The sequence below is a fragment of the Atopobacter sp. AH10 genome (genome assembly GCF_003664595.1).
In the GTDB taxonomy this organism is placed as follows: Bacteria; Bacillota; Bacilli; order Lactobacillales; family Aerococcaceae; genus Atopobacter.
This window is the reverse complement of the sequence record NZ_QXPZ01000022.1, coordinates 41950-59276: the sequence shown is the minus strand read 5'-3', so window position 1 is coordinate 59276 and position 17327 is coordinate 41950. Positions and strand designations below refer to the sequence as shown.

13 protein-coding genes are annotated in these 17327 nt (G+C 38.7%); 12 read left to right on the top strand and 1 reads right to left on the bottom strand.

Going from position 1 to position 17327, the window contains the following annotated elements:
* Positions 1-194 precede the first annotated feature (194 nt).
* The 6 genes from mutS to queA all read left to right on the top strand — a co-directional run bounded on the left by mutS (position 195) and on the right by queA (position 8314).
* Positions 195-2999 (top strand): DNA mismatch repair protein MutS, encoded by a 2805-nt coding sequence (mutS, locus tag D3H64_RS05465; protein WP_121565264.1) that lies wholly within the window; start codon positions 195-197, stop codon positions 2997-2999.
* Positions 2992-5013 carry a DNA mismatch repair endonuclease MutL gene (gene mutL / locus D3H64_RS05460; protein WP_121565263.1) on the top strand — a complete coding sequence of 674 codons (2022 nt, stop codon included), beginning with the start codon at positions 2992-2994 and terminating at the stop codon, positions 5011-5013. Before mutS ends, mutL begins: the two co-directional genes overlap by 8 nt.
* Before the next feature lie 121 nt (positions 5014-5134).
* On the top strand, positions 5135-5569 hold the full coding sequence (gene msrB, locus D3H64_RS05455; RefSeq protein WP_121565262.1) for a peptide-methionine (R)-S-oxide reductase MsrB: 435 nt from the start codon (positions 5135-5137) through the stop codon (positions 5567-5569).
* A gap of 79 nt (positions 5570-5648) precedes the next feature.
* The gene (gene ruvA / locus D3H64_RS05450; protein ID WP_233554894.1) at positions 5649-6239 is read left to right on the top strand and encodes a Holliday junction branch migration protein RuvA; all 591 of its coding nucleotides are present in this window, start codon (positions 5649-5651) and stop codon (positions 6237-6239) included.
* A 10-nt stretch (positions 6240-6249) separates the two neighbouring features.
* Complete coding sequence (ruvB, locus tag D3H64_RS05445; protein ID WP_121565261.1) at positions 6250-7263, top strand: Holliday junction branch migration DNA helicase RuvB; 1014 nt, start codon at positions 6250-6252, stop codon at positions 7261-7263.
* 13 nt (positions 7264-7276) lie between these two features.
* A complete protein-coding gene (gene queA / locus D3H64_RS05440) occupies positions 7277-8314 on the top strand; it encodes a tRNA preQ1(34) S-adenosylmethionine ribosyltransferase-isomerase QueA (RefSeq protein WP_121565260.1) in 1038 nt (345 codons plus the stop codon).
* 58 nt (positions 8315-8372) lie between these two features.
* Here the strand turns inward: queA and D3H64_RS05435 are convergent, their stop codons facing one another.
* Positions 8373-8567, bottom strand: a complete 195-nt coding sequence (locus D3H64_RS05435; RefSeq protein WP_121565259.1) for a YjzD family protein — start codon at positions 8565-8567, stop codon at positions 8373-8375.
* Positions 8568-8657: 90 nt separating this feature from the next.
* On the opposite strand from D3H64_RS05435, the gene D3H64_RS05430 reads away from it, so the two are divergent.
* The 6 genes from D3H64_RS05430 (at position 8658) to xerD (ending at position 17283) form a co-directional block, all read left to right on the top strand.
* Positions 8658-11975 carry a DNA polymerase III subunit alpha gene (locus D3H64_RS05430; protein ID WP_121565258.1) on the top strand — a complete coding sequence of 1106 codons (3318 nt, stop codon included), beginning with the start codon at positions 8658-8660 and terminating at the stop codon, positions 11973-11975.
* Positions 11976-12096: 121 nt separating this feature from the next.
* Positions 12097-13062 carry a 6-phosphofructokinase gene (gene pfkA, locus D3H64_RS05425; RefSeq protein WP_121565257.1) on the top strand — a complete coding sequence of 322 codons (966 nt, stop codon included), beginning with the start codon at positions 12097-12099 and terminating at the stop codon, positions 13060-13062.
* Between the two features lie 109 nt (positions 13063-13171).
* A complete protein-coding gene (pyk, locus tag D3H64_RS05420) occupies positions 13172-14929 on the top strand; it encodes a pyruvate kinase (RefSeq protein ID WP_121565256.1) in 1758 nt (585 codons plus the stop codon).
* 125 nt (positions 14930-15054) lie between these two features.
* Entirely contained in the window at positions 15055-15906 is an 852-nt protein-coding gene (locus tag D3H64_RS05415) for a S1 RNA-binding domain-containing protein (RefSeq protein WP_121565255.1), read from the top strand.
* A 12-nt stretch (positions 15907-15918) separates the two neighbouring features.
* Positions 15919-16377, top strand: a complete 459-nt coding sequence (locus D3H64_RS05410; protein ID WP_121565254.1) for a Fur family transcriptional regulator — start codon at positions 15919-15921, stop codon at positions 16375-16377.
* 3 nt (positions 16378-16380) lie between these two features.
* Positions 16381-17283 (top strand): site-specific tyrosine recombinase XerD, encoded by a 903-nt coding sequence (xerD, locus tag D3H64_RS05405; protein ID WP_121565253.1) that lies wholly within the window; start codon positions 16381-16383, stop codon positions 17281-17283.
* The last annotated feature ends 44 nt before the right edge of the window (positions 17284-17327 follow it).

Below are 17327 nucleotides of genomic sequence, written 5' to 3'. Positions count from 1 at the left end.
AGTGAATATGGACTATTTATACTTCAAGTAGTCCTTGAAATTTGGTCCAACCTCATTTAGAGGTTGGACTTTTTCTGTTCCGGCACTCACTGTAGAGTCTTCTTCCTATTAGGTTAGCGCTAGTTACTATTCATTCAAACTTTTAACTTAACTGTATTTCCGTTACAATAGACGATAAGAAAGGGGGCTTTTTGTTGGCAAAACAAACTCCAATGATGGCTCAGTATCAAGCTATCAAAGATCAATACCCTGATGCTTTTTTATTTTACAGGCTAGGAGATTTTTATGAATTATTTAACGATGACGCCTTGAAAGCATCTAGAATTTTAGAAATCACCTTAACGAGTAGAAATAAAAATTCTGAAACAAGCGTACCCATGTGTGGCGTACCTCATCATGCCGCACATGATTATATCAAAACCCTCGTCCAACAAGGTTATAAAGTTGCAATTTGCGAACAAATGGAAGATCCTAAGTTAACAAAGGGCATGGTTAAACGAGAGGTCGTGCAAGTTGTCACTCCAGGGACTTTCATGGATGATGAAGATCATCAACAAAGGAGCAATAATTATTTGCTAGCTTTTTGTCCAAGTGGGGATAGTTATGCTTTAAGTGCGGTTGATTTAAACACTGGGGAGTGGCTGGCAAGTCTTTTGACGAAAGAAGAAGTTGCTGTTGAAATTGCTACTTTAAAGCCTGCTGAAATTCTTTTACCAAAAGAAGTCGATGCTAGTTTCTTGCCATCTTTTTCTCGAGATGTTTTACTTAGTCGGACGGAATTTAAAGATAAGCTTCCAGCGATCGTTTATGAAAATGAAGAGACGCCAAAAAGCTTGAAAACGGCTTGTCGCTTGATTATGTCTTATTTAGTTCAAACCCAAATGAAGCAAATTGCTCACTTACAGCCAGTTCGCTTTTATAAGCCTTCCCAATACCTTGCAATCAGTGTTGAAGCTTTAGAACAGTTAGAATTAGTAGAAAATAGGCACCATGGTCGCCAAAAGGGGACTTTATTGGCCTTTTTAGATAAGACACAAACCGCTATGGGTGCACGTCTTTTGAAGCAATGGTTGCAAAAACCTTTAATAGACGAGAAAGCTATTAATAAACGTTATGATGCTTTGGATTTATTAATGAACAATTATTTTTCGCTTTTAGATATTGGGGAATGCTTGGGACAAGTTTATGATTTAGAAAGATTAGTCGCACGTTTGGCCATGAATGAAATAAATCCTCGTGATATGATGCGTTTATCTCAATCGCTAAAAGTTTTCCCTAAGTTACGAGAAATCTTATCGTCTATGGATAGGGCTAATGTTTTAATGGAGCATTTAGATGACTATCAAGATTTGAAAGAAGTTGCAAAAGCCATTGATACTGCCTTAGCAGATGACCCTCCAGCTATTTTCAAAAATGGAGGGGTGATAAGAGCGGCCTATAATGAACAGTTGGATCAGTATCGTGAAACCTTAGATCATGCAAATGAATGGTTGTTGGATATTGAGGAAAGAGAGAAAGAAAAAACAGGCGTTAAGAAACTTAAGATTGGTTACAATAAGGTGTTTGGCTACTATATTGAAATATCTAAAGCTCAACTAAGAGACGCCCATACGGACCATTTAGATCGGAAACAAACTTTAACGAATGCCGAACGATTTATTTCATCAGAATTAAAAGATTTAGAAACTAAAATAGTAACGGCTACGGATAATGCTTTGGCTTTAGAAGAAGAACTTTTTAATGAATTGAAAAGACGTTTATTGCCATACCGTGATTTATTGCAAAGTTATGCTAAAGATATGGCGCAATTAGATGTCTACCAAGCCCTTGCTCAAGTTGCCTTAGATCACCAGCTGGTTCGCCCGAAGATTAGCCTAAGTGACCGGACTTTAGCAGTGAAACAATCAAGGCACCCTGTTGTTGAAAGTGTCTTAGAAGCCGGAACTTTTGTTTCCAATGATGTTTGCCTTGGTCAAAATCAACGTATTCAATTGATTACTGGGCCTAATATGGCAGGGAAGTCGACCTATATGAGGCAAATAGCTTTGATAGCAATTATGGCTCAAATGGGGTCTTTTGTCCCAGCTGAAGCAGCACAGCTACCTATTTTTACCAAATTATTTACCCGAATAGGAGCTAGTGATGACCTCTATTCAGGTAAATCAACTTTTATGGTGGAAATGATGGAAACAAAGGAAGCCTTGTTGGAAGGAGATGCGTATAGTCTTTTGCTCTTTGATGAGATCGGGCGTGGGACAGCTACTTATGATGGAATGGCGCTAGCTCAAGCGATTATTGAGTATTTAGCGGAAGAGATGAAAGCTGTCGTTTTCTTTTCCACTCATTATCATGAATTGACCGATTTAAGCCAAAAGTATTCTTGTATTCAAAACGTCTATATGGAGGCCATTGAACGTAATGGTCAACTGTCTTTTAGTCACTTGGTAAAAGAAGGAGCTGCTGATCGATCTTATGGGATTCATGTCGCTCGATTAGCAGGTATGCCAGAAAAAATTGTGCAAAAGGCTGATAAAATTTTGACGCATTTGGAAGACGAGGGAAAAGACAGGCGTCAACCCATAAAAGGGCAGGAATGGGATGGAAGAAATGGCTTGAAGGGAAATATGGACGATCAAGCTGATGGGGAAAATGGTGAAGCTGATCAAGAAAATAAAAGCCTTCTTCACATTAAGACGAACAATAAAGTAGATGGATCTGTTCTAGAGAATGAAAAAACTTGTATTCAAGATTTATATAGTGAATTAATTAGAGACGATCATGGAAAGATTGAAGAGCAAAGATATGGGCAATTAAGCCTAGAAGGGCTTCAAGAGGAGGAAGTCCCACTAGAGATGAGTGCAGCTAAAGAGCGCAAATACAAGAGCAATTTTCATCGATTAGTTGGTCAGATACAGGCTATTGATTTATGGCAAATGAGCCCTATAAAAGTGCTAGAAACCATTAAGTCAATTCAGGAAGAGTGGCGAAAGTATGAGTAAAATTAAAGAATTAAGCTTGGAAATTACTAACCAAATCGCTGCTGGCGAAGTCGTGGAAAGGCCTGCCTCGGTTGTGAAAGAATTAATGGAAAATGCCATTGATGCAAAGAGTAAACGTATTGTCGTTAAGATTGAAGAAGCGGGTTTGAAAGAAATTGAAGTTATTGATGATGGGGAAGGGATGGATCGCGAAGATGCTGTAAAGGCTTTGGATCGATATGCAACGAGTAAAATCGATTCAGGGACGGATCTCTTTAGAATTCGCACTTTAGGATTTCGTGGAGAAGCTTTACCTAGCATTGCCTCAATTAGCCATGTGTTAATTGTTACCTCTAATGGAGAAGAGGGGACGGAAGTAAAAGCTGAATTTGGTCAAGTGATTTCTAAACGTGAAATAGTTAAAGCTAAGGGGACGACAATTAAAGTCAGTAAATTGTTCAATAATACACCGGCGCGTTTACGTTTTATGAAAAGCCTAAATACAGAGTTTTCTAAAATTGTCGATGTGCTTAATCGTCTTGCCTTGAGTCATCCTACTATACAATTTGAACTGTGGCATAATGGCAAATTAATGCAAAAAACACCAGGTAATGGAGAATTGATTCAAGCCATTGCTGGTATTTACCATAGCAAGACAGCTCGAACTATGCGACATATCTCTGGTCAAAATAGTGATTTTAAAATTGATGGCTATATCAGTGAGCCATTAGAAAGCAGATCCAACCGTCATTACATTTCTTGCTTTATCAATGGGCGTTACATTCGTCATTATCCTATTAGTCAGGCCATCATTAAAGGCTATGGGTCAACTTTAATGATCAATCGTTATCCAATTGCGATTTTGTCTATTGAAGCAGACCCGCTTTTGGTAGATGTAAACGTCCATCCAAGTAAATTAGATGTTCGTTTGAGTAAAGCGGATAAATTGGAGCAACTGATCATTGAAACGGTAGCTAAAGAAATCGGCAATCAAATACGTATTCCAGATACCAGTGATTGGACGCCTTTAAGTCAGCGTCAAGCAAAAGAAAGTAACGATTATGTGCCTAAAGGTCGCCAATTGGATGATTTTTGGGATAAAAAAGCTCAGGAAAATAATTCTTATTTACATGAAATAGAAGGATCAAGTCATAGAGAAGAAAGCCCTATAGGAAAGGATAGCTTCCAAGTGAATGATGCTCTAGATAGTTCTTTCTCTTCTGATGATCAATCTACTGACTATGTAAAAAAGAAAATAGATCAAGTGGATGAATCGTTTTTGCCACATGGATTAGCAGGAGTTAGTCAAGAAGTAACATCTCATTCAATCCACATGAGGGATATAGGGGGAAAAGAAGCTATTCCTTTAGGAAAAAATGAATTGAGTGAACATGTGCTATCTCACGAAGGGACAGAAAAAAATCAGGAGGAGGCAGACTTAGGCGATCTGTTAAATGAAGTTGAATATGTTGGGCAAATACATGGCACCTATCTCATTCTTCAAGCTGTAGATGGTTTTTATTTAATGGATCAACACGCAGCACAGGAAAGAATTCGTTATGAAAAAATATTAGCTTCTCTTAGCCATCCTTCTTTTGAGCAACAATATTTGCTGATACCAATAACCTTGAATTTTTCAGCAGATCAGATTTTATCTCTAGGTCATTTCCAAAAAATATTTAACGAATTTGGCCTCAAATATGAGCTATTTGGAGATCGAACTATTATTTTTCGAACTTATCCAACTTGGATGGGGAAGGTTGAGATAGAGGATGAGTTGACGATTATTGTTGATCAAATTCTTTCTGGGCAATTAACTTCTCTAGAAGATTATCGCAAGGATACTGCAGCGATGAAGTCTTGTAAGGGGGCAATAAAAGCCAATCAATTCCTATCGCACAAAGAAGTGGCAGATTTATTAAAACAGTTGGCTGAATGCCAAAATCCTTATAACTGTCCACATGGACGACCAGTTATGGTTTTCTTTTCTAACTATGACATCGAACGACTTTTTAAACGGATTCAAGACCACTAATTGGCTAGCCTGTCATGATTAATTTCTAAAAAGTAGTATCTGGCTAGACCCTAATGCATTCCTTAGCTATAATAAATAGAGACCAAACATTTGTTCAGTCTCTTTAAGGAGGAATATGATTATGGCAAAAAAAGATTATCAAAAAAATATTGATCAATTAGATGACTTGTCTTATAAAGTGACACAAGAGGCCTTTACCGAACGCCCTTTTTCTGGAGAATATGATGAATTCTTTCAAAGAGGCATTTTTGTAGATAAAGTGTCTGGAGAGCCTCTTTTTTCATCTAAGGATAAGTATGATTCTGGTTGTGGCTGGCCGGCTTTTACAAAGCCAATACAGGAGAATTCTCTGAGCGAGCATATAGATGATTCGCTTGCAATGAGAAGGATTGAAGTAAAGAGTAGGTCTGCTGAAAGTCATCTTGGTCATGTTTTTAATGATGGGCCAGTTAGCGAAGGCGGTCTCCGTTATTGTATTAACTCCGCTTCCTTACGTTTTATCCCTTATGAGGACCTGGAAAAAGAAGGTTATGGGAATTACAAGGATCTCTGCTAAAAAGAGTAGAGACAGATGGGTGTTTTTATTATGCTGCTTTAGGCGGAAGGTTCAAAGGGAAGCAAAAGGCAGGTAAAAAATGATTTATGATTATCTTAAAGGACAGTTGGTTCGTGTAAGGCCTCAAACGATTACCATAGATGTGAATGGGGTTGGTTATTTGGTTCACATGGCTAATCCTTTTCAACTATCAAATAACTTGAATGAGGAATGCTTAATCTTTATTCACCATGCTCTACGTGAAGACGATGAAAGTCTATATGGCTTTGTTGATGAAGAATCAAGGCGCCTTTTTGAACTCTTATTAAGTGTTTCAGGGATAGGGGCAAAAAGTGCTTTAGCTATTTTAGCGAGTGAGCATGTTGCGGGATTTGTGGAGGCAGTGGAATCTGAGAATCAAAAATTTCTAACAAAATTCCCAGGTGTTGGGAAAAAAACAGCAGCTCAAATTATTCTTGACTTAAAAGGGAAGTTAACTCTTCCTGAAAAAGCTCAAGAAGTGAACAAGGGCAATGAAGCCTTAGAAAGAGCCAATGAAGCCCTTAGAAGTTTAGGCTATTCTGTAAGAGAAATAGAGGCAATTCAAGCAAGATTAGAAAAAGAAGCAATGTCTGGTGCAGAAACGGAACTTCTCTTAAAGATGGCCTTTAAATTGTTATTAGATCGATAGGAGGAAACAGATGGATAAATGGATGGAACATGTGGTGGATCCTACTGTCGATGAGAGGACTGGTGAGGCAGAAGAGGAACTCACACTTAGACCTCAGTATTTGAAAGATTATATTGGTCAGCAAAAGATTAAAGATGAATTATCTGTATATATACAGGCCGCTAAACAAAGAGGAGAATCTCTTGACCACACTCTTTTTTATGGGCCTCCCGGACTTGGAAAAACAACTTTAGCTCATGTTACAGCTAATGAGATGGGGGTAAGAGTTAGAACAACCTCTGGACCTGCTATAGAGCGGACGGGAGATTTGATTGCTATATTAAGTGACCTAACTCCCGGAGATATTTTATTTATTGATGAAATTCATCGATTACCCAAGTTGATTGAAGAAACACTCTATAGCGCTATGGAAGACTTTTTTGTGGACATTGTGACTGGGTCTGGGCCTACAGCTCAAAGCATTCATTATCCTTTACCCCCTTTTACATTGGTTGGAGCTACAACGAAGGCTGGAGCTTTGTCTAGTCCTTTACGCAATCGCTTCGGTATTGTCCTTCATATGGATTATTATACGATTGAGGATTTAGAACAAATAGTGGATCGGACAGCTAGTGTTTTAGATACAAGTATTGACGAGAAAGCCAAGCATTTGATTGCCTTACGTTCGAGAGGGACGCCACGTATTGCCAACCGTTTGCTTAAACGAGTGAGAGATTTTTCTCAGGTCAAGGATGAAGATAGTATTTCTAATGACACCGCTCAAGAAGCTTTAGATATTTTACAAGTAGATGATGAGGGGTTAGATGCATTGGATCGTAAAGTCTTGCTGACCATGATTCAACATTATCAGGGAGGACCAGTTGGTTTAAGAGCTATTGCAGCTAATATATCTGAAGATGTTGAAAGTTTAGAAGATATGTATGAACCCTATTTAATTCAAAAAGGATTTATTAGACGAACCCCAAGAGGACGGGTTGTTACCGAAAAGGCTTATGCCCATCTAGGACAGCCATTGCCAAGTTGAAGGAGATATTGAAGTGACCTATACTACAGAAGATTTTGATTTCGATTTACCCGAAGAATTGATTGCGCAAACCCCCTTAAAAGATCGGTCTAGTTCTCGCTTGTTAGAAGTGAATGTGGCGGATCATAGTTACAAGGATAGAGTTTTTACTGATATTCTGGATCTCCTAAATAAAGGGGATGTTTTAGTGTTAAATGATACTAAAGTCCTTCCGGCCCGCTTACATGGAGTAAAAGAAGGGACTGGAGCGCATATTGAGTTGTTACTCTTGCACCAAGAAGAAGGGGATGTTTGGGAAGTCCTTGCTAAACCTGCAAAAAGAGTAAAAGTAGGCTCGGTCATCGATTTTGGGGATGGGGTCTTAAAGGCGAAAGTCATTGAAGAAATGGAACAAGGGGGTCGAAAAGTCGAATTTGCTTATCAAGGTGTTTTCTTGGAACGGCTCGATGAATTAGGTGAAATGCCCCTTCCGCCTTATATTAAAGAAAAATTGAAAGATCAATCACGCTATCAAACAGTTTACGCAAGGGAAGAAGGTTCTGCAGCGGCTCCAACAGCAGGCCTACACTTCACTAAGGATCTCCTTCATCAAATAGAGGCTAAGGGGGTAGAGATTGCCTATGTGACCCTCCATGTTGGCCTAGGAACTTTTCGCCCTGTGTCCGTAGATAATATTGAAGATCATGTGATGCATTCCGAATATTATCATGTGGATCAAGCCACAGTAGATTGTTTGAACCGAGCTAAAGAAGAAGGTAGACGAATTGTGGCATGCGGTACGACCTCCATTCGTACCTTAGAGTCTATCGCTTCGCTTTTCCCAGATCACTTAGAAAAAACTTCTGGCTGGACCAATATCTTTATCAAACCAGGCTATCAATTTCGATTGGTAGATGCTTTTATCACCAATTTCCATTTACCTAAATCTACACTGGTTATGTTAGTGTCTGCCTATGCCGGTAGGGATTTTATTTTGGAAGCCTATCGGCACGCTGTTGATGAAAAGTATCGCTTCTTCAGTTTTGGGGATGCTATGTTTTTACATCGATAAAAAAAGCCCTCAGTCCTTCATGTGAACGGGCTGAGGGTTTATTCTAAAAGCATAAAGCTTATTTAGGATGCTGTTTAGGCTTTCCTTGAAACCAGTGTAATAAATCAGAGATAATGACCACGAGTAGCCATTCGAGGATTGCTGTTACACAGGCTTCCGTAAAGGAATATGGAGATCCCATTAAAGAAGAGCCAAGGAAGAATGTCATTTGGGTTAAGATAAATGCCCAAACGAGTAAAACGATATATTTCATATCTATCCTTCTTTCCAATCATTCAGGTTAGTTGAACCAACCTATCCTTAAATATTCTACCGCATAATTTATGAAAAAGGAAGTGATTCTATGACGATAGCTCTTGATGTGAAAAGCCATTATTCCTTTCTATCTAGCACCTTATCGATTCCTTCATATGTGAAGGAAGGGAAAGAAAGGGGGTATAGGACTTTAGCGCTTGCGGACGATCATTCGATGATGGGAGCCATTGAATTTTATCAAAGCTGTCAAATGGAAGAGATTAACCCCATCTTAGGACTTAGAATGGCTTTATCGGTGCAGTCTATTGTTCCAGAAGTTTTATTAACGCTTCCTTTCCTTATTTTTGCCAAGAATGAAAAGGGCTACCGAGATTTATTGGAAATAGCTTCTGGATCTGACGAGGATCTTTTTTCGAAATGGATGGGTCAGGATGTGTATTCTACAGAAAATTCGGCCTTTATCATTAATCTCACTCATGAATTAAGCCAGCAAAGTTTCGAGCGTTTGGGGAATTATTTCGAGCAAAGGCAAAAAAGCCTTTATATTGGCTTGGATCCCTTTTTATTGCGAGAAGAATATATAAGTCATATTCAAAATGCTTTTAGCCAGTGGGTCTATGTCAAACCGATCGCGATGAGAAAGTTACGCTATCTAAAAGCTAATGATGGACCTGCCTTATCAGTCTTGCATGCTATCAAACGATCGGAAGAAGTCAATATACAGCAATTGAGGCCCGGTAATGATTATTTACGAGAGCCTAAAGATCTAGAGCATATTTTTGATAGTCCAATATTAGAAAAAGCGAGAATCAATTTAGAAAATCTCCTAGAGGAATGCCATGTCACTATTCCATTACATCAACAACTCTTGCCAAGATTTTTTAAAGAGGATCAAAGTCACGAATTAGCGAGTCAGAAATTAAGAGCTTTATGCCAAAAGGCTTTAGTCTTGAAAAACTGTCCTTCTAAAGACTATCAAGAACGTTTGGATATGGAACTTTCCGTTATTGACAGCATGGGCTTTTCCGACTATTTTCTAATTGTTTGGGACATTATGCGCTATGCTAGAGAATCGAAAATTATTACCTCTCCGGGACGTGGGTCAGCGGCAGGAGCTTTGGTCACCTATCTTTTAGATATCACCACAATAGATCCATTAAAGAATCATCTTCTTTTCGAAAGATTTCTTAACAAAGATCGTCGAACTATGCCGGATATTGATTTGGATTTTCCAGATCTGCGGCGTGAAGAAATCCTTCGCTATGTCTTACACAAATATGGTAGAGAGCATGTGGCTCAGATCTCAACGGTAGGTACTTTCCAAGTAAGGCAGGCGCTTAGGGATGTTGGGCGTGTGGCTGGACTTCAAGCTAAAGACTTAAATCAACTCACTAAACAAGTTCCCAATCGTTTGGGCATTACTTTATTAGAAGCTTTTAAAGAATCTGTCGGTCTTAGACGTTTGGCTGAGCAGTCCCCCTATAAAGAAATTTTGGGAATTGCTAAGAAAATTGAAGGCTTAGCTAGACATCCATCCACTCACGCAGCAGGAGTTATATTATCAGAGGCTCCCTTAATCCACTATACAGCTTTATTTCAAAAAGAAGCTGAGCAATTATCCGTTAGTCAATTGCAAATGCGGGATATAGAACAAGTCGGGTTATTAAAAATTGACTTTTTAGGCTTACGTAATTTAACCACGGTAGAACTGACTTTGAAAGCTATTAATCGAAAAAAAACATTTGCCTTGCAAGATATTCCAATGAATGATAAAGAAAGCTTTCATCTTTTTCAAGAGGGGGATACAACTGGAATCTTCCAATTTGAATCTGATGGGATTCGTCGAGTCTTAAAAGGAATGTGTCCAGAAAGCATAGAAGATTTAACAGCGGTAAATGCTCTTTATCGTCCAGGGCCTATGGAGCAAATATCTACTTTTATAGAACGTAAAAAAGGTAAAAAGCCTATCGAATATGTGCATCCTTTGCTTGAACCCATTCTTTCTTCTACTTATGGGATTATGGTGTATCAGGAGCAGGTCATGCAGGTAGCACAAGCGGTGGCAGGTTTTAGTCTAGCTCAGGCTGACCTTTTAAGGCGAGCTATGAGTAAAAAGAAGCATGACTTAATTGCCAAGCAGAAAAAAAGTTTCCTTTCTGGAGCCTTGAAGAAGGGCTTAACAGAAGAGGAAGCCGAGAAAATCTTTCAGTTTATTGAGCAATTTGCTAACTATGGATTTAATCGCTCCCATGCTATGGTCTATTCTCTATTAGCCTACCAAATGGCTTACCTGAAATGTCACTATCCTCTTGAATTTTATGCGGCTCTTTTGGAGAGCGTCTCCTTAAAATCCGATAAAGGACGTCTATACATAGCTGAGATGCGACGTCGATCTTTACAGATAAAAGGGCCTGATTTAAATAGTTCATCGCTTAAAGATAGTATAGATGGAGAGGCTATTTGTATGGGTTTGGCGAATATTAAACGTCTCCCGAGAGAGTTAATGGAACGATTGATTAGTCATAGGAAGGAATTTGGCCCTTATAAGCAGTTAGAAGATGTGGTTCTAGCTGCAGGCAAAAAATTTCTTAACGCCAGTTATTTTGAGGCCTTAATTTTATCTGGAAGCTTAGATTTTCTCGGTGAAACTAGACAAAGCCTCCTTGAAACGCTCCCATCTATTTTGCAACATGTTAGTTTTTTCGGTTACCAACTGAATTTATTAGAAGATGATCCAGAAATGTCGATTACTTATTCACATGCTGAGGAGATGCCTCTTTTAAAGCGTTTAGAAAATGAATTAGAGTATCTTGGCTTAATGGTCACACAAAATCCAGTGAGCCCTTATCAGCAAATGGCAAAAGACGAAAAATGGGGGACTCTTTTAGAGATAAGTTCTAAAAAAGCCAATTATAGTGAATGGGCACTATTTACTCTTCACCAAATAGAACGAATTAAAACGAAAACAGGTGAACTAATGGCCTTTTTAGTCATTAGTGATCAGGGCTGTTTAACTCAAGCTATTGTCTTTCCAAAACTCTATTATCGATGGATGAGTTTGTTAAAAGAAGGGCAAGTCTATTTGGGAAAATTTAAAGTCGGACAAAGCAAAGGCAGAGAAAAGAGCCTTTCCCTACAAGAAGTATCAGACATCAATGAAGTGGAAAAGGTCTATAAAGCAAAGCATACAACTCTTTATATCAACCTTCTTCCGGAAAATGAAGGAAAGGTCAATCAGATAAGACGACTCATTTATAATAATAGGGGGCAAACGCCAGTTGTTTTTGTTAAGCAACCGCAACGAATGGCTTTCCGAGATCCTAAACTATCCCATGTTTTTCTTTCTCAAAGCTTGATTAATGAATTAAAAAGATTAATAGGAGATGAAAATATCCGAATTCAGTAATGTTTTGATTAACTTTTTTTCATGAAAACGATTTAAGATAAGAAAATAAAGGACACTTCATTAAAAATTTGGTATGATACATACAGGCAAATAATGAAGTGTTAGATAAGGAGTTAAAACAATGAAAAGAATTGCTGTCTTAACTAGTGGCGGGGACGCTCCAGGCATGAACGCTGCTATCCGTTCTATTGTACGGAAGGGTATCTTTGAAGGTTTTGAAGTTTATGGCATTCGTTATGGTTTTGCTGGTTTAGTCGCCGGTGATATTCGCCGTTTGGATATTAACGATGTATCTGATAAGGTAGGCCGCGGGGGGACCTTCCTCTATTCAGCGCGCTATCCAGAATTTGCGGAAGAAGAAGGCCAAGAAAAAGGGATTGCACAACTGAAGAAATTCGGTATTGAAGGGCTTGTTGTTATCGGGGGTGACGGCTCATATAAAGGTGCTGTTGCTTTGACAAAGAAGGGCTTCCCAACTATCGGGATTCCTGGGACTATCGATAATGACATTGCCGGGACAGAATTTACAATCGGCTTTGATACAGCGATTAATACTGTTTTGGAATCTTTAGACCGCTTAAGAGATACAGCAACCAGTCACGTCCGCACTTTTATCGTTGAGGTAATGGGACGGAACGCTGGTGATATCGCACTATGGACTGGCATTGGTTCTGGCGCTGAACAAATCATTATTCCTGAACACAAATTCGATATTAAGAAGATTATTGAAGAGATCGAAGCGGGACGGAAACGTGGGAAGAAACACACCATTATCGTCTTGGCTGAAGGGGTAATGGGCGGCCATGATTTTGCTAAGCTCTTATGGGATCAAGAAGAAAACTTCCATACTCGGGTATCTGTATTAGGCCATATCCAACGTGGGGGAGCTCCAACTGCCCGTGACCGGGTTATTGCAAGTTTGATGGGTGCTAAAGCGATTGAACTCTTGAAGCAAGATATCGGTGGCGTCTGCGTTGGTTTGAAAGAAGATAAGATCATTTATGCGGATATTGTTGAAACGTTAAACGGGCCTAAACATAAGCCTATGCTTGACTTATATCAATTAAATCGCGAAATATCTTATTAATAAAGACGAAAAAGAAAGCAACTTTTTCAAATTAAAGAAGTAGTTTTTTACCAATAATAAGCAAACAATAGCTTGCTTATTAAGTAATACTGGAATAGGAGTGGCAACTTTGAAAAAAACTAAAATTGTATGTACCATTGGCCCAGCTAGTGAGTCTGTCGAAACTTTGACGAAATTGATGAATGCCGGTATGAATGTGGCTCGTTTGAATTTCTCTCACGGAAGTCATGAAGAACACTTGCAACGTATTAAGAATATTCATGAAGCAGAAGCCAAGGTAGGTAAAACTGTTGCCTTAATGTTGGATACTAAAGGTCCTGAAATTAGAACACATGACATGGAAGATGGCAAAATCCTTTTAGAAAAGGGTGCAGAAGTACGTGTTTCCATGAAACAAGTTTTGGGAACGAAAGATCGCTTCTCCATCACCTACCCAGAATTAATCCATGATGTCAAAGAAGGCTCTCGGATTTTGATTGATGATGGTTTGGTTGAACTTCGGGTTACTGGTATCGATAAAGAAAATGAAGATATCGTGGCTACAGTTGTTAACTCAGGGGTAATTAAGAATAAGAAAGGGATTAATGTCCCTGGTGTTCAAACTAAATTACCAGGCATCACAGAAAAAGATCGTGAAGATATTATCTTTGGTTTAGGACAAGATATCGATTTGATCGCAGCAAGCTTTGTTCGTAAAGCTGGCGATGTGTTAGAAATCCGCGAATTGTTAGAACAACATAACATGTCTCATGTTCTCATTTTGCCAAAAATCGAATGCCAAGAAGGCTTGGATAACATCGATGAAATCTTAGAAGTGTCTGATGGTTTGATGGTCGCTCGTGGTGACTTAGGTGTAGAAATTCCTGCTGAGGAAGTTCCAATTGAACAAAAACGTTTGATTAAGAAATGTAACATTTTAGGGAAACCTGTTATCACTGCAACTCAAATGCTAGATTCTATGCAAAGAAATCCACGTCCTACACGTGCGGAAGCAGGTGACGTGGCTAATGCCATCTTTGACGGGACAGATGCAGTAATGCTATCTGGGGAAACAGCAGCTGGTGATTGGCCAGTTGAAGCTGTGACTACTATGGCAAACATTTGTGTTCGTACTGAAGCTGAATTAAGCAATACGCATAACTTCAAGATGAAGACATTCTCTGAAACTGATGTGGCTGAAGCTATTGGTCGTTCAGTTGGTCATACTGCACGTAATTTGAAGATTGCTACAATCGTTGCCGCAACGGAATCTGGTCATACTGCACGCATGATCTCTAAATACCGTCCAAACACTAATATTGTGGCTGTTACTTTCTCTGAACGTGTTAAACGTAGCTTGATGGTTTCATGGGGTGTACAACCTTACATGGCTAAGAAACCTGCTACCACAGATGATATGTTTGAATTGGCAACCCAAGTAGCAACCAAAGAAGGTTTTGCGACTGAAGGGGATCTAATCTTGATTACTGCAGGTGTTCCTGTAGGTGAACGTGGTACAACTAATATCATGAAGGTTCAAGCTATCAACACAGAATTACTTCGTGGGAATGGTGTTGGTCGTCATTCTTATGTCGGAAAAGCTGTAATTGCTCATTCAGCTGAAGAAGCTAATAGTAAGCTGTCTGACGGTGGTATTCTAGTAGTTGAAAACACTAATAGTGACTATACAGAAGCTATTCGCCGTTCTGGTGGGGTTATTGTTGAAACTGGTGGCTTAACTAGCCATGCAGCTATCTTAGGCATTGAATTACATATCCCTGTTATTGTTGGGGCTAAAGATGCTTGCCAGTTAATCGAAGACGGTGGCTTGGTGACTATTGACCCTCGTCGTGGTATTGTTTACAAGGGTAAAACAACTGCTTTCTAATTCATATAAGTGAAAAGAAATCAAAAAATGCTTCACTACTGTTCCAGTGGTGGAGCATTTTCCTTATAAAAATAAAGAAAAAATGTGATAGAATGAAAGAAGGTAGAATCGAAAGGAGGGCGCAAATGAACGGAGAAGTAATAAATGCCTTTGTTACCGATTGGAACGATTTAGAAGTTATGGTTCAAGCGTCAGGGATTACCTATAAGGTGAACCAAGATGAATGGATTGGGTCACCAGAATTAGGGCAAGCTGTTGAAGGTTTTGCTTATAAAAATAAGAAAAATGAATGGAAACTCACTTTAACTATTCCAGAAGTCAGTAAAAGTCAATTTGCTTTTTGCCCAGTCATCGATCGCCGAAACGATCTAGGTGTTTTTGTAGATATTGGGCTAAAAGATAAGGATGTTGTCGTATCCTTAGATGATTTACCTGATGATAAGAAAGAATGGCCCAACAAAGGAGATTTCCTCTATGTCTGTTTAACGAGTGATAAAAAGGATCGACTATGGGCTAAACCAATTCGCTTAGATCAATTGAGGAAATCATTTCGTTTTGCTAGCAAGATGCTCTTGAATCAAGAAGTCTTGGCCACGATTATTGCTATTCGTCCTGCTGGAGCCTATGCCTATACAAATGATCGCAATTTCTGCTTTATTCATCCTAATGAATTTTTAGGACCTGTTCGTTTGGGGATGAGGCAAAGTGCTCGGGTTATTGATGTGAAAGCTGATGGTAGTTTAAATATTTCCTTTAAGCCACGTGCATATGAAATGATAAGCGACGATGCGGCTATGATTTTAGCTATGCTTCAACATACTCCCCATCAATTTTTGCCTTATCATGATAAATCTGATCCAGATGAAATCCGTCATGTGTTTGGGATTTCTAAGGGGCAATTTAAGCGAGCTATCGGCCATTTGTATAAGGAACGTTTCATTTCTATTGATGCAGATGGGATTCATTGTTTAATATAGGAGGAAGTTAGAATGAAAAGGCGGTCTTTGCAATCTATACAAAAGCAATTGCAGTCTTCTAGCTATAAATTAACTCCTCAACGACAGATGACTTTGCAAGTTTTGCTTGAAAAAGATGACAGCCATATGAGCGCTGAGGAAATTTATATTCAGCTGAAAAAGAAATATCCGAGTATAGGTTTAGCTACTGTTTATCGTACTTTAGATATTTTGACAGAACTCGGTGTGGTTTATAAGGTCACATTTGAAGATGGCATCTCTCGTTATGATTTAAAAATGGAGGGGAATGAGCATTTTCACCACCACTTGCTTTGTTTAGAATGTGGTCGAGTTGAAGAAATTGCAGATGATTTATTAACAGATATTGAACCTTTAGTAGAGCAAGAGTTTCAATTTAAAATTTTGGATCATCGATTGACTTTCCATGGAATTTGTCATGATTGCCAGCTAAAGAAAAAGGGAGAAGAATAAATTTTGAAGGAAAGCCTAGAAGACTTATGGCAAGATTTTCATCACTTTATGCAATTTGATCGGCAATTGAGCGATAATACTATAGTGGCCTATCGTATGGATATCGAAGCTTTTTTATCTTTTTTAAATCAAGTAGGTCTAGACCTCAAAAGTTATACAGAGGAGACTTTACTCCTCTTTTTTGCAGATAAAAATGCTAAACACTATGAAAGGGCTAGCCTATCACGATATCTTTCTAGCATTAGTCTCTGGACAGATTTTTTAGTTGAGCAAGGGATTCGGAAAAATAATCCTTGTCGCATTGTGGATTTACCTAAAAAAAGATCGGAACTACCTATCTTTTTGACAGATGAGGAAATTAATCGTTTATTGAAAGCACCGGATATTAGTCATCCCATAGGCTTTCGTGATCGGGTGATCTTTCAATTAATGTTATCGACTGGCCTACGAGTATCAGAAGTCATTGCTTTGAAACTTGACGATATCCATTTAGATGATGCTTTTATTCGAGTGATAGGGAAGGGGAATAAGGAGCGTATAGTTCCTATTACAGATGTCCTTTTAGATTGGTTAAAAACCTATATTGAAGATAAAAGACCCTTATTGGTTAAAAAATTAAATGGTATAGAGATGCATTTGTTAGTTAATCAGTGGGGGAGGCCTTTTACTAGGCAGGGCATTTGGAAAAACCTTAAAAAATATGTGCAGTTAGCTGCTATTTCTAAGAATGTGACACCCCATACGCTAAGGCATTCCTTTGCCAGTTCACTGATCCAAAATGGGGCGGATTTAAGGATTATTCAAGAATTGCTCGGGCATAGCGATATTTCTACAACACAAATTTATACTCATTTAAATACAAGTCATTTGAGACAAGTTTATCAAGATGCTCACCCAAGAAAATGACTGGGATACTTATCCATTGCTTAATCATGTATATTTTGTTGATG

Coding starts and splice junctions, on each gene's coding strand:
- ruvB (WP_121565261.1), top strand. CDS start 6,250: ATGGATAAATGGATGGAACATGTGGTGGATCCTACTGTCGATGAGAGG.
- D3H64_RS05415 (WP_121565255.1), top strand. CDS start 15,055: ATGAACGGAGAAGTAATAAATGCCTTTGTTACCGATTGGAACGATTTA.
- msrB (WP_121565262.1), top strand. CDS start 5,135: ATGGCAAAAAAAGATTATCAAAAAAATATTGATCAATTAGATGACTTG.
- pfkA (WP_121565257.1), top strand. CDS start 12,097: ATGAAAAGAATTGCTGTCTTAACTAGTGGCGGGGACGCTCCAGGCATG.
- D3H64_RS05410 (WP_121565254.1), top strand. CDS start 15,919: ATGAAAAGGCGGTCTTTGCAATCTATACAAAAGCAATTGCAGTCTTCT.
- D3H64_RS05435 (WP_121565259.1), bottom strand. CDS start 8,567: ATGAAATATATCGTTTTACTCGTTTGGGCATTTATCTTAACCCAAATG.
- mutL (WP_121565263.1), top strand. CDS start 2,992: ATGAGTAAAATTAAAGAATTAAGCTTGGAAATTACTAACCAAATCGCT.
- ruvA (WP_233554894.1), top strand. CDS start 5,649: ATGATTTATGATTATCTTAAAGGACAGTTGGTTCGTGTAAGGCCTCAA.
- D3H64_RS05430 (WP_121565258.1), top strand. CDS start 8,658: ATGACGATAGCTCTTGATGTGAAAAGCCATTATTCCTTTCTATCTAGC.